The following is a 19,898-nucleotide window of genomic DNA, read 5'->3' as shown; positions in this document are numbered from 1 at the left end:
CCCAGCCACGCACCCCGCTCTCGGCGTGTCGTCTGGACCGGGAGGACAATGGGGCGTAGGGAGTCAGTTTGACCCGCGTCTGGTGCCCCCGTACCGTTGTGTGGTCGTCCCAGAACGACTCCCGCCGCGTGCCCATGACACCCCTGGTCGTGGGCGAGCGGTGGCCGTCGACCGGCCCATCCGAGAACCATGATTCTTACGTCACTAAGGACAGCATCGTGAGCAAGCGCACCTTCCAGCCGAACAACCGTCGCCGCGCCAAGAAGCACGGCTTCCGTCTCCGCATGCGCACCCGCGCCGGCCGCGCGATCCTCGGTGACCGTCGCCGCAAGGGTCGCGCCAAGCTGTCTGCCTGAGCCGTTGCTCGCGCGCAGTCAACGCATGCGCAGCGGGGAGGACTTCCGGCGCACGATCCGTCGTGGCGCCAAGGGTGTGCAGCCGACGCTGGTCACCCATGTCCTGCCCAGATCCAGCGTTGCAGAGACCGACGGACCCACGTCCGTCGGTTTCGTCGTGAGCAAGGCAGTGGGTTCGGCGGTGGACCGCAACCGCGTCAAGCGGCAGCTGCGGCACCTCATGCGCGAGCGGGTGGGCATCTTGCCCCCCGGCTCGCGCGTTGTCGTACGTGCACTGCCCGCCTCCAACGGCTCCAGCTCGGCCACCCTGGCCCAGCACCTCGACGCGGCACTCGCGCGAGCGGGTGCCCGATGAGGTCCGTGCGCCCATGAAGACCCTGCTGATCTGGCTCCTGAAGGGGTATCGCTTCGCGATCAGTCCCCTGTACGGGCAGGTCTGCAAGTACCATCCGACCTGTTCGGCCTACGCTTTGCAGGCCGTGGAGACTCATGGTGCCCTCCGCGGCACCTGGCTCGCCGTTCGTCGCGTCCTGCGATGCCATCCGTGGAGCTCGGGCGGTTACGACCCGGTTCCGCAGTCACACAGAGGAGAAGAATGTTCGGCTTCCTAGGCGACATCGGTGGCGCGATCATGACGCCGCTGTACTACGCGGTGTCCGGGATCCTGCTGGTCTGGCACAAGATCTTCGAGACCCTCGGGATGTCTGGTGACTCCGGGTGGACCTGGGTGCTGTCGATCATCGGTCTGACGATCACGATCCGTACTCTGCTGATCCCGCTGTTCGTCAAGCAGATCAAGTCCAGCCGCAACATGCAGCTGTTGCAGCCGCAGATCAAGGCATTGCAGCAAAAATACAAGCATGACCGGGAGCGCCTCACCCAAGAGCAGATGAAGCTCTGGAAGGAGACGGGCACCAACCCGTTCGCCTCGTGCTTGCCGCTGATACTGCAGATGCCGATCTTCTTCGCGTTGTTCCGGGTCATCGACCAGGCCGCTCGTAACGGTGCCGAGGGCGCCCGCGGCTTCATGACGGCGGAGAACGCCGAGCAGCTGCAGGGTGCAAAGCTGCTAGGGGCGCAGATTGCCGACACCTTCTTGAAGAGCGATGCGATCGAGACGAAGATCCTCACGATGTCGCTGGTGCTCATCATGTGCGCGACCCAGTTCACGACGCAGCGACAGCTCATGAGCAAGAACATGCCCGCGGACGCGATGACGGGCCAGTACGCCCAGCAGCAGAAGATGCTGCTGTACATCCTCCCCGTGGTCTTCGCGGTCGGTGGCGTGGCCTTCCCGCTCGGTGTCCTCTTCTACTGGACGACCTCGAACTTCTGGACCATGGGCCAGCAGTTCTACGTGATCCGCAACAACCCCGCGCCCGGAACCCCGGCGTTCAAGGCCAAGCAGGAGCGCGACAGGAAGCGTGGCAAGACCGTCGCCGAGGACCCGATGAAGATCGAGCCCGTCGAGGCGCCCAAGCCGGCCCCCCGTGCCCAGCCGAAGAACCAGCCGCGCAGCCAGCGCAAGAAGCCCGCGCAGCAGCCCAAGTCCCCCACCAAGAAGCCTGCGGGACAGAAGGCTCCGGCCAAGCAGCCGAAGAAGAAGCCGGACATCACCGCGAACCCACCGTCCACCAAGAACAAGAACCCGAAGAAAGGCGGCCACTCATGAGTGACGCGTCGAAGCTCGAGAACGAGGGCGACATCGCCGCCGACTTCCTCGAGGGGCTGCTGGACATCGCCGACCTCGACGGTGACATCGACATGGACGTCGACGGCGACCGTGCCGCGGTCGCCGTGGTCGGGGGCAACCTCGACCACCTGGTGGGCCGGGACGGTGAGGTGCTGGACGCCCTGCAGGAGCTGACCCGCCTCGCGGTGTACCGCGAGACCGGCGAGCGCAGCCGCCTCATGCTCGACGTGGCCGGCTACCGTGCGGCTCGCAAGGCCGAGCTGGCGGCCATCGCCGGTGAGGCGATCGACAAGGTCAACGCCGGCGAGGCCTCGGTCTCCCTGGACCCGATGAACCCGTTCGAGCGCAAGGTCGTCCACGACGCCGTTGCTGCTGCTGGGCTCGCGAGCTCGTCCGACGGCGTTGAGCCGCACCGGTATGTCGTGGTGCACGGCGCAGCGGCCGAGGCGGCGGCCGTGGCCGACGAGGGTGGGGAGTAGCAGCACCGATGTCGGAGACTCCCGATGTTTCACGTGAAACACCCCCGCCGCACGCGGCGGGGGTGTTTGCTTCCCGACTCGACCTGGCGGAGCGCTATGCCCACACGCTGGCGACCGACGGTGTGGTCCGGGGCCTGATCGGCCCGCGGGAGGTCCCCCGCATCTGGGACCGCCACATCATGAACTCAGCCGTCGTGGCGCCACGGCTGCCGCAGGGCGCTACCGTCGCCGACGTCGGCACCGGGGCCGGTCTGCCCGGGCTCGTGTGGGCCATCGCCCGCCCGGACATCCAGATGACGCTGATCGAGCCGCTGTTGCGCCGCACCAACTTCTTGGAGGAGGTCGTCGCGGATCTGGGGCTCGACAACGTCGAGGTGCTGCGGTCCCGTGCGGAGGCGGTCCACGCGACGTACGACGTGGTGACCGCTCGTGCGGTCGCCGGACTCGACAAGCTGGGCCGCTGGTGCATGCCGCTGGTGCGACCCGGTGGCGTCCTTCTGGCGATGAAGGGGCGTTCGGCTGCAGAGGAGGTCTCCACCGCGACGGCGACTCTCCACCGGCTCGGCGCGACGTCTATCGTGGTCACGACGTACGACAATGGCGACGTGCCGACGACCGTCGTCGAGATCACCAAGTGAGCGATGTTTCACGTGAAACGAGCAAGGGGGACAGCATGAGCGATCAGCCCCGCCAGGCGGACCGCCGCTCGGGTGCACCGACCGCGGCCTCGTCATACAGCGTCCCGGTCCCGTCCAACGACGAGTCGACTCCGCTGGCCGCTGCTGCGCAGGAGCACGTGTCGCTGCTGCGCAGGGCGACTGCGGTCTCGACCTTCGACCGACCTGTCAACACGCGCGTGTTCGTCGTGGCGAACCAGAAGGGCGGCGTCGGCAAGACGACGACCACCGTGAACGTGGCCGCCGCGCTGGCCCAGAAGGGCCTGCGGGTCCTCGTGGTCGACCTGGACCCCCAGGGCAATGCCTCGACGGCCCTGAACATCCCGCACAGCGAGGGCACCCCGGGCGTCTACGAGGCGATCGTCGAAGGCACCGACCTCCATGAGCTCGTGCAGCCGTGCCCTGACATCGAGGGCCTCACGGTCCTGCCGGCCTCGATCGACCTCGCGGGTGCCGAGATCGAGCTGGTGTCGCTCGTGGCCCGGGAGTCGCGGCTCGACCGCGCCCTGCAGTCGTACCTGCGTGCGCGGGAGCAGGCGGGGGACCGCATCGACTACGTCCTGATCGACTGCCCTCCCTCGCTCGGACTGCTGACGGTCAATGCGATGGTGGCGGGCCGGGAGGTGCTGATCCCGATCCAGTGCGAGTACTACGCGCTGGAGGGCCTGGGCCAGCTGGTGCGCAACATCGACCTCATCCGATCCCACCTGAACCCCAAGCTCGAGATCACCACGATCCTGCTGACGATGTTCGACGGACGGACCCGGCTTTCCGCCGGCGTGGCGCAGGAGGTCCGCTCCCACTTCGGTGACATCGTGATCAGCACCCCGATCCCCCGCTCGGTCCGCATCTCGGAGGCGCCGAGCTATCAGCAGTCCGTCATCACGTACGACAGCACGTCCTCGGGCGCGCTGTCCTATCTCGAGGCCGCGCGCGAGATCGCGGTGGCCGGAACGAAGGCACGATGAGCACACGCCGTGGACTGGGCCGAGGCCTCGAGTCCCTCATCCCGTCCAGCTCCGCCGAGGCCAAGGCCACAGGGCTGCAGGAGATCGAGGGTGCTCGGTTCGCCGAGATCCCGCTGGACCAGATCGTCCCGAACCCGCGCCAGCCGCGTCAGGTGTTCGACGAGGACCACATGTCCGAGCTGGTGCACTCGATCAAGGAGGTCGGGCTGCTCCAACCGGTCGTCGTGCGCGAGGTCGCCAAGGACCGCTATGAGCTCATCATGGGCGAGCGGCGGTGGCGGGCGACCGGCAAGGCCGGCCTGGAGACCATCGGTGCGATTGTCAGGGACACCTCCGACGAGGACCTCCTGCGCGACGCCTTGCTGGAGAACCTGCACCGCTCCCAGCTCAACCCCTTGGAGGAGGCGTCGGCCTACCAGCAGCTCCTGGAGGACTTCGGGTGCACCCACGAGGAGCTGGCCGACCGGATCGGTCGCTCCCGGCCGCAGATCAGCAACACGCTCCGCCTGCTCAAGCTCACCCCCACTGTCCAGCGTCGCGTGGCAGCCGGCGTGCTGTCTGCGGGCCACGCACGTGCCCTGGTGAGCGTCGCGAATCCGGAGATCCAGGACCGTCTGGCCACCCGGGTGGTGGCGGAGGGCCTCTCGGTCCGTGCCCTGGAGGAGATCGTCACGGTGGGTCCGGACGATCCGAAGCGTCCTGCGTCCCGGCAGTCGCCCAAGGTGTCCGCCCCCCGTCTGGCAGACCTGGCGAGCCGCCTGTCCGAGCGCTACGACACCCGGGTGAAGGTCGATCTCGGCCGCTCCAAGGGCAAGATCACGGTCGAGTTCGCGACCCTGGAGGACCTGGAGCGCATCGTGTCGATGATGGATCCCGCGAAGTCCTAAATCGACGAGGCGACAAGTCGACAAATCGATAGAGCGGCGCCACCGCGGGCCGCAGCCCATCTGACAGGAATCCCGTCACCCCTCCTCTGTTGCGCCTTGGTAGGGGTGACAGATTCCCAGGTTCTCCTGGGAATCCGGCAGCTCGGGGTGCGGCCGACAAATTGACGTCGGCCGGTGGGCCGCATCGCATCTGACAGGAATCCGTCACGTCTCCTCTGTTGCGCCCTGGTAGGGGTGACAGATTCCCAGGTGCTCCTGGGAATCCGGCGGACGGGCTGGGCCGACAAGTCGACAAAGTGCTTTGGGGACATGGTGATATGAAGAAGCCCGGCTCACCTTGCGGTGGGCCGGGCTTCTTCGGTGGGGTTGCGAGCTACGCGGTGTGCTCCTCGAGCTCCTTGAGGATCGCGCTCTTGGGGCGGACGCCCACGATCGAGCGGACGACCTCGCCCTTGTAGTACAGGTTCATGGTCGGCAGACCGGTGACCCGGAACTGCGCGGGGGTGACCGGGTTGGCGTCGGCGTCCATCTTCACGATCGTGAGCTTGTCGCCCTTCTCGGCGGCGATCTCCTCCAGGATCGGGGCGAGCTGGCGGCACGGTGCGCACCAGCTGGCCCAGAAGTCGACGAGGACGGGGCCCTCGGCGTTGAGGACGCGGTCCGCGAAGTCCGCGTCGGTGACGGCGGCAAGGGTGGATTCAGCCATGTGTTGCTCCTTCAGGTCTGTGGTGGAGTTCAGCGGGTGGTAGGAGGGGTCAGTCGGCCCACTGGGCCATGGCGACGTCGGTCGCGGGCTCGCCGGCCGAGTCGCGGTCGGCGAGGTAGCGCTCGGCGTCGAGGGCAGCGGAGCAACCGGTGCCGGCAGCCGTGATGGCCTGACGGTAGGTGTGGTCGACCAGATCGCCCGCGGCGAACACGCCCGGGACGTTGGTCGCGGTCGAGCCGGGCTCGACCAGGACGTAGCCCTCGTCGTCGAGGTCGACCTGGCCGGTGAGCAGCTCCGAGCGCGGATCGTGGCCGATCGCGATGAACAGGCCGGTCGCGTCGAGACGGCGGGTCTCGCCGGTGACCGTGTCGCGGAGCGTGAGCGCCTCGAGCTTGTCCTCGCCGATGATCTCGGCGACCTCGGAGTTCCAGGCGATCTCGATCTTGTCGTTGGCCAGCGTGCGGTCCTGCATGATCTTGGAGCCACGCAGCTCGTCGCGCCGGTGCACCAGGGTGACCTTGGACGCGAAGCGGGTCAGGAAGTTGGCCTCCTCCAGCGCCGAGTCGCCGCCGCCCACGACGACGATGTTCTGCTCACGGAAGAAGAAGCCGTCACACGTCGCGCACCAGCTGACGCCGTGGCCCGAGAGCCGGTCCTCGCCGTCGATGCCGAGCTTGCGGTAGCCCGATCCCATCGCCAGGACGACGGCCTTGGCGCGGTACGTGCTGCCGTCACCCAGGGTGACGGTCTTGATCTCGCCGTTGAGGTCGACTGCGGTGACGTCGTCGGAGACGAGCTCGGCGCCGAAGCGCTCGGCCTGGGCGCGCAGCTTGTCCATGAGGTCCGGACCCATGATGCCGTCGGGGTAGCCCGGGAAGTTCTCGACGTCGGTCGTGTTCATCAGGGCGCCGCCGGCGGTGACCGAGCCCTCGAACACGAGCGGCTCGAGGTTGGCCCGCGCGGCGTAGATCGCCGCGGTGTAGCCCGAGGGGCCCGAGCCGATGATGATGAGGTTGCGGACGGTGTCAGTCATGGAATGCCTTTTGACGGATGGTCGCGGAGTACGTGAGTCTCAACCCATCCTAGGGGCTGGACATTCCCCGGAGCCCCGGTCGCCGCCGTCAGGAGCGACCACGCACCACGACCTCGGAGATCTCACCGCGGAACTCGCCCGGGGCGACCTCCGGGAGCGACGTGAGCCACACCACGACGTACCGGGTCATGGTGTCGCGGGGCAGCGAGATGCTGGCGTCGGAGGCGGCGCCCTGCAGTCCGGCGACCTGCTCGAGACCGCGTCGGGACGAGGGCAGCCGACGCGTGTCGTCCGTCGCGGTGAAGATCTCGATGTCGGTCGGGTCGCCGACCAGCTGCAGCCGCAGCGAGGTGACCTCGCGGGGCCCGCCGAGGTCGAGCACGACGCCGACACCGTCCTTGAGGCCACCGAGGCGGGGACTGCCGAAGTAGGTCGACGTGCGCCAGCTCGTGGACGGCTTGCCGTCGACGATCGACGGGGCCTGGTCGCCGTTCTCCCGGCGGTCCTCGCCCAGCGGATCGAAGTCGACGACCCGCTGCACCGGCAGCACGCGCACGGGGGAGGTCGGGTCGACCGGTCCGGACGCCTCCTCCTTGGACCGGCTGACCAGCACCGCCAGCAGCGAGACGATGACCAGGGCGCCCACGACGCCCAGCAGCACCAGGCCTCGGTCGCCCTTGGCGGCCCTGCGGGCTCGCGCGCGTCCTCGCTCGAGCGTGGTCGGCGGCGCAGGCTCGTACGCCTTGGGGCGCCGGCGCGGTGGCTCGAGGCCGGGCGGTGGGCCCTCGGGGACGATCACGGGGTCCAGGCGGAGCAGATCGGGCGACGACAGCCCGGCGAGACTCGGCTGGTCGTCGACCAGGTCGTCGTCCTCGCCGGACAGGCGCAGCGTCCGCGCGATCGACGCTGCGGTGCGCAGCGGGGCCTCGTGGTTGCGGGGAGGGGAGCCGAGGATGCGGTCGGCGGTCGTGTCGATGTCGCGGGAGACGCCCGCGCGCACCTGGCGGGGGCGCAGCAGCCGTCCGTGCTCAGTGGGCGCGGCTCGGAGCCCGTCGACGTCCGCGCCCGGCCACCGGCTGGTGACGCACGCGTAGAGGAGCTTGCCCAACGCCTGCACGTCCAGCTGCTCGTACTCCTGCAGATCCGCGAGCGTGTCCTGTCGCCCCGCGGGTGCGAGCGCGGTCGCGACCCCGAGGCCGACGACCCGCACCGCGCCGGACTGCTTGAGCAGCACGTGGCGCGGGGTGAGCCGGCGGTGGTACACCCCGTGCTCGTGGGCGTGCGCGAGCGCCTCGGCCACCTCGGCAACCACGGTGGCGGCGCGGCGGTTGGGCAGCGATGACTGTGCGAGCAGCTGGTCCAGGCCGAAGGCGCGGGCCCACTCGCGGACGACCATGTGGTGGCCCTGCTCGTTCTCGATGAGGTCGAGGACGCGCAGGAACCGCGGATCGGTCACGGCGGTGGAGTCGCGGGCCGCGGACAGGAAGTGGTCCGCCCGGGGGTCGTCGCTCGCGATCAGCTCGATGCCGACATTGCGGTTGAGCACCTTGTCGTGGGCCCGCCACGTGCTGGAGCCGAGGCGCTCGCTCACCAGGTCCTGCAGCTCGTAGCGTCGGGCGAGGACGTCACCGGAGGCCAGTGATCGCCTCTCGCTCATCGGTCCGCGCCCCTTGTCCAGCACCTGTCCCCGTGCTGCGGCCCATGGTAGTCGGCGGCGGGTCGACGCCCTGTCCTAGCCGCGGCGCCGCAGCGAGTCGACGAGGTGGGTCAGCTGGGTCAGGCCGACGACGCGGGCCGCGGCGACGTACGTGACGGCGCCGGCGAGACCGGCGATCACCGTGGTGATCAGGCCACCCACGGCCCGGGCCGGCTCGAGGCCGGCGACGTCGAGCCCGCGGGCGACCCCCAGCGTGACGAACGCCGTGAGGGCGACCGCGACGACGAGCCGGCGCACGAAGAACACCATCTCCCGATCGATCACCGGTCCGACCGAGCGGGTCAGCAGCGTCAGCGACAGGATCGACCCCACGACGTACGAGATGCCGTAGGACAGCGCCAGCACGGCGGCGACCCGGTACGGCTCGACCAGCGACGTGAGCACGACCGCGCAGACGATGTTGACGATCGAGATCACCAGCTGGATGAAGAAGGGGGTGCGGGTGTCCTCGTTGGCGTAGAACCCCCGCAGCATCATGTAGTGCAGGGTGAAGGCGATCATCGCGAGCGAGAACGCCGAGATGGTCTGCCCGATCGCCACGGTGTTGCCGCCGAGCGAGCCGATCGCACCGGCGATGGCCGCAGCGGGCTGGCCGAGGCACGCGACCGCGACCGCGAGCGGGACGATGATGACCATGGCCATCCGGAGGGTCCGGCCGAGCTCGAGCTGGAACCGGTCGTAGCGCCGCTCGTTGGCGAGCGCCGCGAGCGTGGGCATGATCGCGGTGGCCAACGAGACGGTGATGACGCCGTGCGGCAGCTGGCTGACGAGGAAGCCGATGCTGTAGACCGCGAGGCCCGCGGCGGGCTTGCCGTCGACCGTGCCCTCGAGGTTGGCGCCGGTCGCGATGCGGGCGATCGCGAAGTACGCGATCTGGTTGACCAGGATGAACAGCAGAGTCCAGACGCCGAGTCGCAGCGTGTGGCTGAGCCCGACCCCGCGGAAGTCGAACCGCGGCCGGTAGCGGAAGCCCGCAGCGCGCAGGTAGGGCACGAGGATCACGGCCTGGAGCGCGATCGCGGCCGTCGAGCCGACGCCCAGCAGCAGGGCCTCACCTGTCGTGAAGCCGTCGGCGCCGTTGCTCGCGCCGAAGATGAAGTAGTAGACCAGGATCACGGCGCAGGCCACGACGTTGTTGGCGATCGGGGCCCACATCATGGGTCCGAACCGCTTCCTGGCGTTGAGGATCTGTCCCACCAGGACGAACACGCCGTAGAAGAACACCTGCGGCATGCAGAGCATCATCAGCAGCTCGGCCGACTCGCGCTGGTGCTGCAGGGCGGGCGTGAACAGCTCGTCCTCGAAGACCAGGTGCAGCAGGGCGGGGACGGCCAGCGTCAGCAGGACTGTGGCGATGCCCAGCACGACCACGCCGAGCGTGATGACCCGGTTGGCGTACGCATCGCCGCCGTCGGGATCGTTCTTCATCGCACGGACGAGCTGGGGCACCAGCACGACGTTGAAGATGCCGCCCGCGACCAGGATGTAGAGCGCGTTGGGGATCGTGTTGGCGGCCTCGAACAGGTCGGCGTTGAGCGCGACGCCGATGACCCAGGCCAGCAGGATCAGGCGGCCGAAGCCCGTCACCCGCGAGATCACCGTGCCGAGCGCCATCCAGGCGCTGGCCCTCGCGACGGTCTGCTCCTCGGCGTCCGGCTCCTCGGTGTCCAGGTTCTCGGTGTCCGGAGCGTCGGGGCGCGGCTCGTCAGTCATCATCGTCCCCCACGGGCATCGCGGACGAGGCGGTCCGGCGGCGGTGGAAACGGCGCACGAGGGCGGCCAGCACGAACAGTGCGGCGAGCCCCATCGCGACCCACAGCACCGTGCCGATGCTGCTCGAGCGCACCTTGAACGTCGTCGGCGACCCGACGTCGGTGCCGTTCGCGGTCACGAGGTGGGCGGTGAGGAAGGTCGTCCGCTGGCGGCCGAGATCGACCTGCACGGTGATGGTCCGCCGCTCGCCGGCTGCGACGTCGACGTCGTCCAGGGTCGGGATGGTGAGGGCCGGATTGCTCGAGTCGAGGTCGACGCCGATGCGGATCGCCTCGTCGGTGTCGTTCCGGATCGTGAGCGGGAAGCCGCCCTTGGAGCTCGAGAGCGTCACGGACGGCGGCGCCTCGATCGAGATCTTGTCGAGCTCGGAGGAGATCCGCCGCGCGTACGACGTCGCGAGGACCAACCCGGCGGACCGGTCGAGGCGCCACCGGACGCCGAGCACGCTGGCGACCTCGCGGGCGAGGGTGTCGTCGACGTCGGCGGACTGCGAGATGATCGAGCTCAACGTCGCGCCCATCTCGACGATCTCGGTGGCCTTGAGCACCTGTGCCCGGGACAGCGGACGCGCCTCGGCAGTCGTCGGGACGTCGCCCTTGTAGGACACGAGGCGCTGGGTGAGGAGTGCGTCGAGGCTCGTCGCCCGCGTGAACGGGACCGTGAACGCGGTCGACAGCTGGCCCGTGGACCACCGGACGCCCGGGTCCCACTGCGGATCCACCATCGTGAACGAGTCCGCACGCGAGTCCGGGTCGATGGCCCGCTCCAGCACCGCGAGCGCGGCGTCGCTCAGGACACGTTGGCGCAGGACCAGCACGGTCTCGGGACCGGTCGAGCCGGTCGGCTTCGGGTCGTTGACGAGCAGCGGCAGCGGCCCCTTCGCGGAGGTGTACTGCACGAGCGACCCGAGGCGGGGCTCCCAGTCCGGCAGCGACGACGAGCTCACGATGACAGGACTGTCCCCGCTGCCGCGCTGGTTGCTGAGCAGTCCCCTCGTCACGCCGTCGCGCGTGGGCCAGGAGACCCGGCGGCCGCTGAGCTGGTACTTCGCGAGGACCGTGTCGGTCGCGCGATCGATCGCCCGCACGAGCGGGCCCTCCAGGTCGGGATTCTCGGCGAGCGCGAGCACGTCGGGGCGGTCGTAGCCGAGGATCCACGGGCTGTGCGTCCGCGCGTACTGCAGCAGGTCCTCGAGGAATGAGGCGGCGCCGGCCCGCTGCTCATCGGTGAGCTCGAGGTCGTCGGGCAGGTGACGGGCGTTGGCGAGGTCGTCGACCCCGACCAGCAGCGCGGGATCGACGAGGGCGGTGCCCGCGCCGCCGCCGGAGGACCCGGACGCCAGGTCGAGCAGGTTGCGCAGCTGACCGCCGGGGCTGACGGCCCGCAGGAGCCGGTCGGGACGGGCGTACGTGCCCTCGCCGGTCCGGGTGTCGGTCATGAGGAACGGCCACAGGATCGAGGTCGGCACGGCCTCGCGGTCGGAGGAGATCAGCGGCAGGGTCGTCGTGGCCCCCGCCAGCGCCTCGGGGCTGCGGGAGCCGTCGGTGTCGGTCGCCAGCACCTGGACCCCCACGGGATACACGCCCTCGGCGCCCGTGATGCCCAGCTGCTCATAGGGCACCGAGATGCGGAACCGCTTGGTCTGGGAAGGAGCCAGGTCGCCGAGCTCGTCGAATGCGCCGGTCTCCACGACACGTACGCCCGTGTAGGCCTTGCTGTTCGCCATGGCCTCGTCGACCTGGGCGCGGGTCGTGAACGGCGAGGCCGGGATCACGAGGTACACCTGCGCGGCCGTCCAGGCGTGGTCGTTGCGGTTGGTCACGGTGCCCGTCATGGTGACGTCGGCACCGCGGGTCAGCCGGCTGGGGTCCAGCGAGCGGATCGACACCTGCAGATCGGGGTCCTCGCCTGCGGCCTGGGCGGGCACCACGGGGGCAAGCACCGCACCGAGGATCGTCACGAGCAGCGCGACGAGGATCGTACGGCGGGGGCTGCTCACCCGAACATGCTAGACGTCGGCCCGGCAGCGGAGGGGCACCCAGGTCGGGGCCGATAGAGTATGTCCCCGTGCCCACGTCCCCGTTGACCCCCGACCGCCAGGCCAGGATCGACGCCGAGCTCGCCGCCAACCCGTTCCTGGCCGAGATCGGCGTGCTGTTCGAGTCCGCGGGTCACGAGCTGGCGATCGTGGGTGGCCCGGTCCGCGATGCGGTGCTGGGACGACCCGGCAACGACTGGGACCTGACCACCTCCGCCCGGCCCGAGGAGATCGAGTCCGTCGTCGCGGGGTGGGCCGACGCGGTGTGGGACATCGGACGCGAGTTCGGCACGATCGGCGTCCGCAAGGGCGATCACCAGCTCGAGATCACGACGTACCGCAGCGATGAGTACGAGGCGGGGTCCCGCAAGCCCGAGGTCATGTTCGGCGACTCCCTCGACGGCGACCTGGCGCGCCGGGACTTCGCGGTCAACGCCATGGCGATCCGGCTGCCGTCGCGCGAGTTCGTCGACCTGTTCGGCGGCCTCGACGACATCGACCATCGGCTGCTGCGCACCCCGGTCACCCCCGAGCAGTCGTTCAGCGACGATCCGCTGCGCATGATGCGGGCCGCCCGGTTCGTCGCCCAGCTCGGCTTCACGGCGTCCCCCGACGTGGAGGCCGCGATGGCGGCGATGGCCCCGCGCCTGGAGATCGTGTCGGCCGAGCGGATCCGCGACGAGCTCAACAAGCTCCTGCTGAGCCCGCACCCGGTCGCGGGCCTGCGCCTGCTGGTGGGCACCGGCCTGGCCGAGCAGATGCTCCCCGAGCTGCCCGCCCTCAAGCTCGAGCGCGACGAGCACCACCGGCACAAGGACGTCTACGAGCACTCGCTGACCGTGCTCGAGCAGGCCATCGCGCTGGAGGGACGCCTCGAGCACGCGCCCGACCTGACGATCCGGCTCGCCGCCCTGCTGCACGACATCGGCAAGCCGCGCACCCGTCGCTTCCAGGACGGCGGGACGGTCACGTTCCACCACCACGACGTGGTGGGAGCCAAGCTCGTCCGCAAGCGCATGCGTGCGCTGCGCTACAGCAACGAGCTGACCGACCACGTCGCGAAGCTCGTCGAGCTGCACCTGCGTTTCCACGGCTACGGCTCCGGGGAGTGGACCGACTCGGCCGTGCGCCGCTACGTCCGCGACGCGGGCGATCAGCTCGAGCGGCTGCACATCCTCACCCGTGCGGACTGCACGACCCGCAACGCCAAGAAGGCCCTGCGCCTGCAACGCACGTACGACGAGCTCGAAGAGCGCATCGCGGTGCTCGCGGAGCAGGAGGAGCTCGGGTCGATTCGTCCCGATCTCGACGGCGGGCAGATCATGGCGATCCTCGGGATCCCGCCCGGCCCGGAGGTCGGTGAGGCGTACCGCTTCCTGCTGGACCTGAGGATGGATCGAGGTCCGTTGAGCGAAGCAGACGCCACCGAGGCGCTCCGGGCCTTCTGGGCGGCCCGAGACTGAGGACTACTTGGCCGCCGGGATGCCCTTCGCAGGAGGCGTGGTGGCCTCGCCGTCGAAGACCGCGACCTCGGTGCCCTCTTGGTCGTCCGTCGCGTAGACAGGTCCGAAGTACGCCTGCGAGTCGCCGGTGACCTTGGCCATCTGCGCACCGCCGTAGCCAGCGTGGTCGTCCTTGGAGTAGCGCGGCGACGTGAGACCGGGTCCGTCGAGCGCCCCGGACTCCATGGTCTCGACCAGACCCTCGCGGGTCAGGTCCTTGCCGGTCTCCTGCAGCGCCTGGACGAACAGGTAGCCGACCGTCATGCCGTAGACCGTGTTGCCGGTGAACGGCTTGTCGCCGTTGTAGTCCTTGTTGATCTTCTTGAACAGCGTGATCCAGGGATCGGAGTCGTCGAACGCCGACGGCAGGTAGTTGGTGCTGAGGAAGCCCTCGAGCAGCGGTGCCGCCTCGCCGAGCGCGGCACTCAGCGTCGCGTAGTCCGCGCCGACCGACGTGCTGATCCACTGCGGCTGGAACTTGAGGCGGGCCGCGGTGCCGATCGCGAGCGCGGTGAAGCCCGGCACGGTCGCCAGCGAGACGACCTCGCAGCCGGCCGCCTTCAGCTTGCCGATCTGCGGAGCCACGTTGGTGTTGCTGGTGACGTACTTCTGCCGCTCGGCCACGCCGTCCTCGCCGAGCACCTGGGTCAGGCCGAGCAGGGCGTCCTGGCCGAAGTCGTCGTCCTGGCCGAGGAAGCAGACCTTCTTGTCCGCGAGGTTCTCCTTGATGTACGTCGCCTGGACCTTGGTCTCGGTCGTGTAGTCGGCCTGGAAGCCGAACGTCGTCGGGTACTTCTCGGCCTGGTTCCAGCTCCGGCTGCCCGAGGCGACGAACAGGTCGGGCACCTTGTTGGTCTTGAGGAAGTCGAGCACGCCCGTGTGGGTCGGGGTGCCGAGACCGTTGACGATCGCGAAGACCTTGTCCTTCAGCACCAGCTCGCGCACCACCGTCTGGGTGTTGGCCGGGTTGTAGCCGTCGTCCTCGACGAGGTACTTGATCGTGCGGCCGTGCACGCCGCCGTTGTCGTTGACGTAGTCGAAGTACGCCTTGGTGGCCGGCGAGATCGTCGAGTAGCCCGCAGCAGCGGGTCCGGTCAGGGGCTGGTGGGTGCCGACGACGATCGAGGTGTCGGTGACCCCCGGCGCGGAGGCCGCGGAGTCGCTGCCTCCTCCGCACGCGGCGAGCGTGCCGATCAGGCCGAGGGAGGCGATCGCGGTGACCGATCGCCGGAGGCGGGGCAGTGAGCTAGGCATCGATGGACTCCGTACTGGTGGTGGTGGTGGATGGGCGTGCTGCGGTGGTGCCGGGAGGGGAGTCGGGGGTGCGGCGACGCAGTCGTCCGAACGCCGTGGTGACCAGGCCGTGGATGCCGCGGGGGAACAGGATCGTGACCAGCACGAGGACCAGCCCGAAGACCAGCAGCGAGAGATTGCCGTCGAGGCGCTCGGCGAGGGCCGGGGACGCGTCGATCCGGTCGGCGAGCGATCCCGTGAGCTCGGGCAGCGCGACCAGGAGCAGCGCGCCCCACACGGCACCCGCGAGGTGGCCGATGCCGCCGATCACGACCGCCATCAGGAGGAACAGGCTGAACGCGAGCGAGAACGCGCCGGGCGACACCGCCTGCGTCAGCACCGCGAGGACGCCGCCGCCGAGGCCGGCGGTCGCCGCGCTCACGACGAAGACGATGACCTTGGTGCGACCCACGTTGATGCCCGCCAGGCGCGCGGCCACCTCGTCGTCGCGCACGGCCCGCATCTCGCGGCCGAAGCGGCTGTGGACGAGGTTGGCCAGCAAAAACACCGTCAGCAGGGCGGCGGCACACGCGATCCACGCCTGCCACCGCTCGAGCGGGAACGTCGCGCCGAGCCCCACGGGTGCGGGCTCGACCAGCACCGAGAGTCCCTGGTCGCCGCCGAGCTGGTCGGCGAACGTGGTCGTGATGGCCGGGACGACGATCGTCAGGGTCAGGGTCAGGCCCGCGAGGTAGGGGCCGTGCAGGCGGGCCCCGGCGAGCCCGACGACGGCTCCGACCACGGCCGTGGCCACGATCGCGCAGGCAAGCGGCACGAGCAGGAGCAGTGGTCCGGTGGTGCCGCGGTCGCCGAGCTCGGCCGAGCTGAGCGCACAGGCGTACGCACCGACCGCCATGAGCGCCCCGTGGCCGAGCGACAGCTGCCCCGAGAGGCCGACCAGCACGGTCAGACCCGCGGTCGCGCACAGGTAGGCGGCCATCGTGGCGAGCTGGTAGTTGCGGTACGGCGAGAGACCGTACGTGAGGGCGAGCACGGCCATGGCCGCGACGAGCAGCAGGAGCGTGTGGCGGGCCAGTGTGTGGCGCGAGAGGAAGCTCATCGTCACACCAGCCGTGCCGAGGTGTGGCCGAACAGTCCGGACGGTCTCAGCAGGAGCACGCCGATCAGGACCCCGAGGATCACGACCGCGGAGATGTCGCTGCCGGAGTAGCCGCTGACGTACGACAGCACGAGCCCCACGCCCAGCCCGCCGACGACCGCACCGATCGGGCTGTCCAGACCGCCGACGACGGCGGCCGTGAAGGCGTAGACGAAGACGAGGTCGGTCGCGTGGGGGTGCGCCCCGAGCTCGGTCGGGACCACGAGCAGTGCGGCGAGCCCGCCGACCGCACCGGCGAGGCCCCAGCTCAGCGTCAGCATCCGCCCGACGTTGACCCCGAGCAGCCGGGCCATGTCGGGTGCGAAGGCCGCAGCTCGCATCGTCAGGCCGAGATCGGTGCGGGTGAACGCCCAGCCGAGCCCGACCATGACCACCACGACGGTGCCGAAGACGAACAGGTCGTACGGCGACAGCAGTGCCTGGTCGCCGATGCTGAGGGGCGTGCGGCTGAACGGGACCTTCATCGGGCGGTACTCGCTGCCGTAGACGATGCCGAGCACGGCCTGGATCACCAGCACGAGCCCGAGCGCGACGATCACCGCGTTGAGCGGCTGCCGGGCGTCGACGAAGCGCATCACGAGACGCTCGGCGCCGGCGCCGATGAGCAGGCCACTGAGGATCGCGGCCGCGAGCCCGAGCCAGTACGAGCCGGTCGCCGTCGTGACGCTGTACGCGACGTACGTCGAGGCGGCCGCCATCGCGCCCTGGGAGAAGTTGACGATGCGGGCACCGCGCCAGATGAGCACGAGCGCCAGCGCGAACGCGGCGAAGACGGCGCCGCGGGCGAGACCGTCGACGGTGAGGAAGATGAAGCGATCCATGTCAGAACCCCAGGTAGGCGTGTCGGAGGTCGTCGTCGGCGGCGATGCGGTCGGCGGAGTCGCTGGCGACGACCCGCCCGAGCGAGAGGACCACACCGTGGTCGGCGATCGACATCGCGCTGCGGACGTTCTGCTCCACGAGCAGCACGGTCAGGCCGGTCTCGTCGCACCGTCTCTTGAGCAGCGCCATGATCTGGGCGCTGACCTTGGGGGCCAGACCGAGCGAGGGCTCGTCGAGCATCATGAGCCGCGGACGGGCGACGAGCGCGCGGCCGATCGCGAGCATCTGCCGCTCGCCGCCGGAGAGCTGGTGCCCGGCACTGCGTCGCCGGCGCGTGAGGGGCTCGAACATCTCGTAGACCTCGTCGGTCGCGCGCCGTCCATCGGCCTTGTCCTTGCGCCAGACGTGGCCGAGACGCAGGTTCTCCTCGACGGTCAGCTCGGTGATGACCCCACGACCCTCGGGGACGTGGGCGATGCCGCGGCGGACGAGGTCCTCGGTACGCGTGCCGCGCAGGGGGTCCCCGTCCCAGGTGACGGTGCCGGCGGAGACCGGGATCGTCCCGCACAGGGCGCGCAGCAGGGTGGTCTTGCCGGCGCCGTTCGCGCCCACGACCGCCACGATCGTCCCGGCGGCGACGTCGAGGTCGATGCCCTGGAGCACCGGCGCGCCGCCGTATCCTGCGGTCAGGCCGCGGACGGCCAGCAGCGAGTCGCTCATCAGACGTCCACCTCGGCCCCGAGATAGGCCTCCGCGACGGCGGGGTCCTCGCGGACGACTGCGGGTGTGCCGGTCGCGATGACCCGGCCGAAGTCGAGCACGACCAGCTCGTCGCACACCTGCATCACCAGGTCGACGTGGTGCTCGACGAGCATCACCGAGCAGCCGGCGCCACGCGACGGCAGGCTCATGATGAGCTCAGCCAGCTCGAGGACCTCGTCGTGGCCGAGGCCGCCGGCCGGCTCGTCGAGCAGCAGCAGGCGCGGCTCGCTGACGAGCGCGCGGGCCAGGGCGACCCGCTTGCTGACCGCGTACGGGAGGGTCCCGGGCTGGGCGTGCGCGTGGGCGCCGAGCCCGAGCTCGTCGATCAGGGCTGCGGCCCTGTCGTGCAGCTCCCGCTCGTCGCGGTCGGTGCGCGGCAGGGCGAGCAGGCCCGACCACCATCCCGTCCGTGCTGCGCCGCCTGCCCCGGCGACGATGTTCTCGAGCACGCTCAGCCCCGGGAACAGACCGAGTCCCTGGAGGCTGCGGGACACCCCGGACCGGACCAGCCGCTGCGGTGCGGGCCGGAACGGCCGGCCGTCGAGCGTCAGGTGCCCGGTCTGCGGACGGGTGAACCCGCAGACGACGTTGAACAAGGTGGTCTTGCCGGCTCCGTTGGGACCGATCACGCCGAGGACCTGGCCCGGTCGGACCTCGAAGCCCACGTCCGACAGAGCCGTCAGACCGCCGAACTGCACCGTCACGTCCTGCACCGTCAGGTGGGCACCCGACCGGCTGCCGTCACACGGTGTGACGTGCGTCTCGATGTTCATGCACACAGAGTGTATGTTTTTGCCGCACGCGTCAACCACCCACCAGGACGGAGGAGAGATGACCGCTCGGCAGCACCCCGACGGCCGGGTCGCCCGCGGCCAGCGCACGCGGGAGGCGATCATCGCCGCGCACTCGGCGCTCCTTCGCGAGGGGGAGCTGCGGCCCACGGGCAAGGCGGTCGCCGAGCGCGCGGGGGTGTCGCTGCGGACGCTGTGGCTCAACTTCAAGGACATCGAGTCCCTGCTGGAGGCGACCGGCCGCTACTGGCTCGACCACGACGCGTCGAGCTGGACGTCGGTGCCTGCGGACCTGGCGCTCACGATGCGCATCGAGGCCTTTTGCGTCCAGCGCGCTGCGCGGCTCGAGGGCCTTGCCCCGGCGGCGAGATCGGGGTTGACCAGCGAGCCGTTCTCCCCGGCGTTGCGCGCGGCGCGGCTGCAGCACCTGGACCGCCTGCACGCAGATCTGGTGGCGACCTTCGGGGCCGAGCTCGGCGCCGGCCGGGACTCCGTGGCCCACCGGGTGCTCTTCGCGCTCGCCAACAGCATGACCTGGCAGCTGCTGCGCGACGACGAGGGCTTGAGCGTCGAGGAGGCCACGGACGTCGTACGACATGGTTTCCGTCTCGTGCTCGAAGCTCCGGGCGTATCCTGAGGCACGACATGGCCGTACATCAGCACACCGACGGCAGGGTCGCCCGAGGTCAACGCACACGAGATGCCATCGTCGAGGCGCACACCGCGCTGCTGCGCGAAGGCGTGCTCAAGCCCACCGCGAAGGTCATCGCCGAGCGGGCCGGCATCTCGGTGCGGACCCTGTGGCTCAACTACAAGGACACCGAGACCCTGCTGGGCGCCACCACTGCGTACTGGCTCGATGCCGATGCCGCCCTGCGGACCGAGATCAGCCCCGACCTGCCGCTGGACCAGCGCCTCGAGCAGTACCTCGACATGCGGGTGCGACGGCTCGAGCATCTCGACCCCGCGGCCCGCTCGGCCGCGCTGGGCGAGCCGTTCTCGAGGGCCCTGCAGGACAGCCGCCGGCAGCACGTCGACCGGGTGCGGGACGACCTGGCCCACGTGTTCGGACCCGAGCTCGCGGCCGCAGGTGAGCGCCGTGGGGTGCTCGAGGCGGCGCTGTTCGTCGCGTCGAGCTGGCCGACGTGGTCGTCGCTGCGCCACGACCTGGGCCTGGAGGTCGACGCGGCGCGTGCCGTGATGCGCGAGTCCGTGGCCCGTCTGCTGCTGCACGGCCCGGGCCCGGGCACGACGTAGGGGGCCGGTCCCTCACGGAACCGG

At 70.0% G+C, this 19,898-nt stretch carries 21 protein-coding genes; 11 read left to right on the top strand and 10 right to left on the bottom strand.

The window, feature by feature from the left end:
- Positions 1-218 precede the first annotated feature (218 nt).
- The 8 genes from rpmH to GEV26_RS17795 all read left to right on the top strand — a co-directional run bounded on the left by rpmH (position 219) and on the right by GEV26_RS17795 (position 5,060).
- Positions 219-356 carry a 50S ribosomal protein L34 gene (gene rpmH, locus GEV26_RS17830; protein WP_056289702.1) on the top strand — a complete coding sequence of 46 codons (138 nt, stop codon included), beginning with the start codon at positions 219-221 and terminating at the stop codon, positions 354-356.
- Complete coding sequence (rnpA, locus tag GEV26_RS17825; RefSeq protein WP_279586749.1) at positions 316-711, top strand: ribonuclease P protein component; 396 nt, start codon at positions 316-318, stop codon at positions 709-711. Before rpmH ends, rnpA begins: the two co-directional genes overlap by 41 nt.
- A 13-nt stretch (positions 712-724) precedes the next feature.
- Entirely contained in the window at positions 725-967 is a 243-nt protein-coding gene (gene yidD, locus GEV26_RS17820; protein WP_153654890.1) for a membrane protein insertion efficiency factor YidD, read from the top strand.
- Positions 952-2,028 (top strand): membrane protein insertase YidC, encoded by a 1,077-nt coding sequence (gene yidC / locus GEV26_RS17815; RefSeq protein WP_153654889.1) that lies wholly within the window; start codon positions 952-954, stop codon positions 2,026-2,028. Before yidD ends, yidC begins: the two co-directional genes overlap by 16 nt.
- Positions 2,025-2,528 carry a Jag family protein gene (locus GEV26_RS17810; protein WP_153654888.1) on the top strand — a complete coding sequence of 168 codons (504 nt, stop codon included), beginning with the start codon at positions 2,025-2,027 and terminating at the stop codon, positions 2,526-2,528. Before yidC ends, GEV26_RS17810 begins: the two co-directional genes overlap by 4 nt.
- 62 nt (positions 2,529-2,590) lie before the next feature.
- A complete protein-coding gene (gene rsmG, locus GEV26_RS17805) occupies positions 2,591-3,166 on the top strand; it encodes a 16S rRNA (guanine(527)-N(7))-methyltransferase RsmG (protein WP_243838827.1) in 576 nt (191 codons plus the stop codon).
- A gap of 35 nt (positions 3,167-3,201) precedes the next feature.
- The gene (locus GEV26_RS17800; RefSeq protein ID WP_153654886.1) at positions 3,202-4,173 is read left to right on the top strand and encodes a ParA family protein; all 972 of its coding nucleotides are present in this window, start codon (positions 3,202-3,204) and stop codon (positions 4,171-4,173) included.
- Positions 4,170-5,060 carry a ParB/RepB/Spo0J family partition protein gene (locus GEV26_RS17795; RefSeq protein WP_153654885.1) on the top strand — a complete coding sequence of 297 codons (891 nt, stop codon included), beginning with the start codon at positions 4,170-4,172 and terminating at the stop codon, positions 5,058-5,060. The genes GEV26_RS17800 and GEV26_RS17795 overlap by 4 nt, the downstream gene beginning before the upstream one ends.
- 373 nt (positions 5,061-5,433) lie before the next feature.
- On the opposite strand, the gene trxA is transcribed toward GEV26_RS17795, so the two are convergent.
- From trxA to GEV26_RS17770, 5 genes are all read right to left on the bottom strand, one after another.
- On the bottom strand, positions 5,434-5,766 hold the full coding sequence (gene trxA / locus GEV26_RS17790) for a thioredoxin (protein WP_153654884.1): 333 nt from the start codon (positions 5,764-5,766) through the stop codon (positions 5,434-5,436).
- Between the two features lie 49 nt (positions 5,767-5,815).
- Positions 5,816-6,799 carry a thioredoxin-disulfide reductase gene (trxB, locus tag GEV26_RS17785; RefSeq protein WP_153654883.1) on the bottom strand — a complete coding sequence of 328 codons (984 nt, stop codon included), beginning with the start codon at positions 6,797-6,799 and terminating at the stop codon, positions 5,816-5,818.
- Between the two features lie 88 nt (positions 6,800-6,887).
- Positions 6,888-8,456 carry a protein kinase family protein gene (locus GEV26_RS17780; protein WP_153654882.1) on the bottom strand — a complete coding sequence of 523 codons (1,569 nt, stop codon included), beginning with the start codon at positions 8,454-8,456 and terminating at the stop codon, positions 6,888-6,890.
- A gap of 75 nt (positions 8,457-8,531) precedes the next feature.
- On the bottom strand, positions 8,532-10,229 hold the full coding sequence (murJ, locus tag GEV26_RS17775; protein ID WP_194839912.1) for a murein biosynthesis integral membrane protein MurJ: 1,698 nt from the start codon (positions 10,227-10,229) through the stop codon (positions 8,532-8,534).
- Positions 10,222-12,288 carry a DUF6049 family protein gene (locus GEV26_RS17770; RefSeq protein ID WP_153654880.1) on the bottom strand — a complete coding sequence of 689 codons (2,067 nt, stop codon included), beginning with the start codon at positions 12,286-12,288 and terminating at the stop codon, positions 10,222-10,224. The genes murJ and GEV26_RS17770 overlap by 8 nt, the downstream gene beginning before the upstream one ends.
- Before the next feature lie 68 nt (positions 12,289-12,356).
- Between GEV26_RS17770 and GEV26_RS17765 the strand changes: the two genes are divergently transcribed.
- The gene (locus GEV26_RS17765) at positions 12,357-13,790 is read left to right on the top strand and encodes a CCA tRNA nucleotidyltransferase (RefSeq protein ID WP_153654879.1); all 1,434 of its coding nucleotides are present in this window, start codon (positions 12,357-12,359) and stop codon (positions 13,788-13,790) included.
- A 3-nt stretch (positions 13,791-13,793) separates the two neighbouring features.
- Here the strand turns inward: GEV26_RS17765 and GEV26_RS17760 are convergent, their stop codons facing one another.
- From GEV26_RS17760 to GEV26_RS17740, 5 genes are read right to left on the bottom strand one after another with little or no spacing between them, the layout of a single operon-like run.
- Positions 13,794-15,083: an ABC transporter substrate-binding protein gene (locus GEV26_RS17760; protein WP_153654878.1), complete on the bottom strand. Its 1,290-nt coding sequence runs from the start codon at positions 15,081-15,083 to the stop codon at positions 13,794-13,796.
- Positions 15,076-16,182 carry a branched-chain amino acid ABC transporter permease gene (locus tag GEV26_RS17755; RefSeq protein WP_153654877.1) on the bottom strand — a complete coding sequence of 369 codons (1,107 nt, stop codon included), beginning with the start codon at positions 16,180-16,182 and terminating at the stop codon, positions 15,076-15,078. The genes GEV26_RS17760 and GEV26_RS17755 overlap by 8 nt, the downstream gene beginning before the upstream one ends.
- Before the next feature lie 2 nt (positions 16,183-16,184).
- Positions 16,185-17,063, bottom strand: coding sequence for a branched-chain amino acid ABC transporter permease (locus GEV26_RS17750; RefSeq protein ID WP_153654876.1), 879 nt, complete (start codon positions 17,061-17,063; stop codon positions 16,185-16,187).
- A 1-nt stretch (position 17,064) separates the two neighbouring features.
- Entirely contained in the window at positions 17,065-17,784 is a 720-nt protein-coding gene (locus GEV26_RS17745) for an ABC transporter ATP-binding protein (protein WP_153654875.1), read from the bottom strand.
- Entirely contained in the window at positions 17,784-18,599 is an 816-nt protein-coding gene (locus GEV26_RS17740; protein ID WP_153654874.1) for an ABC transporter ATP-binding protein, read from the bottom strand. The genes GEV26_RS17745 and GEV26_RS17740 overlap by 1 nt, the downstream gene beginning before the upstream one ends.
- Before the next feature lie 58 nt (positions 18,600-18,657).
- Between GEV26_RS17740 and GEV26_RS17735 the strand changes: the two genes are divergently transcribed.
- On the top strand, positions 18,658-19,254 hold the full coding sequence (locus tag GEV26_RS17735) for a TetR/AcrR family transcriptional regulator (RefSeq protein WP_153654873.1): 597 nt from the start codon (positions 18,658-18,660) through the stop codon (positions 19,252-19,254).
- Positions 19,255-19,262: 8 nt separating this feature from the next.
- Positions 19,263-19,874, top strand: coding sequence for a TetR/AcrR family transcriptional regulator (locus tag GEV26_RS17730; RefSeq protein WP_153654872.1), 612 nt, complete (start codon positions 19,263-19,265; stop codon positions 19,872-19,874).
- The last annotated feature ends 24 nt before the right edge of the window (positions 19,875-19,898 follow it).

Source organism: Aeromicrobium yanjiei (assembly GCF_009649075.1).
Lineage (GTDB): Bacteria > Actinomycetota > Actinomycetes > Propionibacteriales > Nocardioidaceae > Aeromicrobium > Aeromicrobium yanjiei.
This window is presented reverse-complemented; position numbering and strand designations above follow the sequence as displayed.

Coding starts and splice junctions, on each gene's coding strand:
- trxA (WP_153654884.1), bottom strand. CDS start 5,766: ATGGCTGAATCCACCCTTGCCGCCGTCACCGACGCGGACTTCGCGGAC.
- yidC (WP_153654889.1), top strand. CDS start 952: ATGTTCGGCTTCCTAGGCGACATCGGTGGCGCGATCATGACGCCGCTG.
- GEV26_RS17780 (WP_153654882.1), bottom strand. CDS start 8,456: ATGAGCGAGAGGCGATCACTGGCCTCCGGTGACGTCCTCGCCCGACGC.
- GEV26_RS17795 (WP_153654885.1), top strand. CDS start 4,170: ATGAGCACACGCCGTGGACTGGGCCGAGGCCTCGAGTCCCTCATCCCG.
- GEV26_RS17740 (WP_153654874.1), bottom strand. CDS start 18,599: ATGAACATCGAGACGCACGTCACACCGTGTGACGGCAGCCGGTCGGGT.
- GEV26_RS17810 (WP_153654888.1), top strand. CDS start 2,025: ATGAGTGACGCGTCGAAGCTCGAGAACGAGGGCGACATCGCCGCCGAC.
- GEV26_RS17750 (WP_153654876.1), bottom strand. CDS start 17,063: ATGGATCGCTTCATCTTCCTCACCGTCGACGGTCTCGCCCGCGGCGCC.
- GEV26_RS17760 (WP_153654878.1), bottom strand. CDS start 15,083: ATGCCTAGCTCACTGCCCCGCCTCCGGCGATCGGTCACCGCGATCGCC.
- GEV26_RS17730 (WP_153654872.1), top strand. CDS start 19,263: ATGGCCGTACATCAGCACACCGACGGCAGGGTCGCCCGAGGTCAACGC.
- yidD (WP_153654890.1), top strand. CDS start 725: ATGAAGACCCTGCTGATCTGGCTCCTGAAGGGGTATCGCTTCGCGATC.
- GEV26_RS17755 (WP_153654877.1), bottom strand. CDS start 16,182: ATGAGCTTCCTCTCGCGCCACACACTGGCCCGCCACACGCTCCTGCTG.
- GEV26_RS17800 (WP_153654886.1), top strand. CDS start 3,202: ATGAGCGATCAGCCCCGCCAGGCGGACCGCCGCTCGGGTGCACCGACC.
- GEV26_RS17745 (WP_153654875.1), bottom strand. CDS start 17,784: ATGAGCGACTCGCTGCTGGCCGTCCGCGGCCTGACCGCAGGATACGGC.
- trxB (WP_153654883.1), bottom strand. CDS start 6,799: ATGACTGACACCGTCCGCAACCTCATCATCATCGGCTCGGGCCCCTCG.
- GEV26_RS17735 (WP_153654873.1), top strand. CDS start 18,658: ATGACCGCTCGGCAGCACCCCGACGGCCGGGTCGCCCGCGGCCAGCGC.
- murJ (WP_194839912.1), bottom strand. CDS start 10,229: ATGACTGACGAGCCGCGCCCCGACGCTCCGGACACCGAGAACCTGGAC.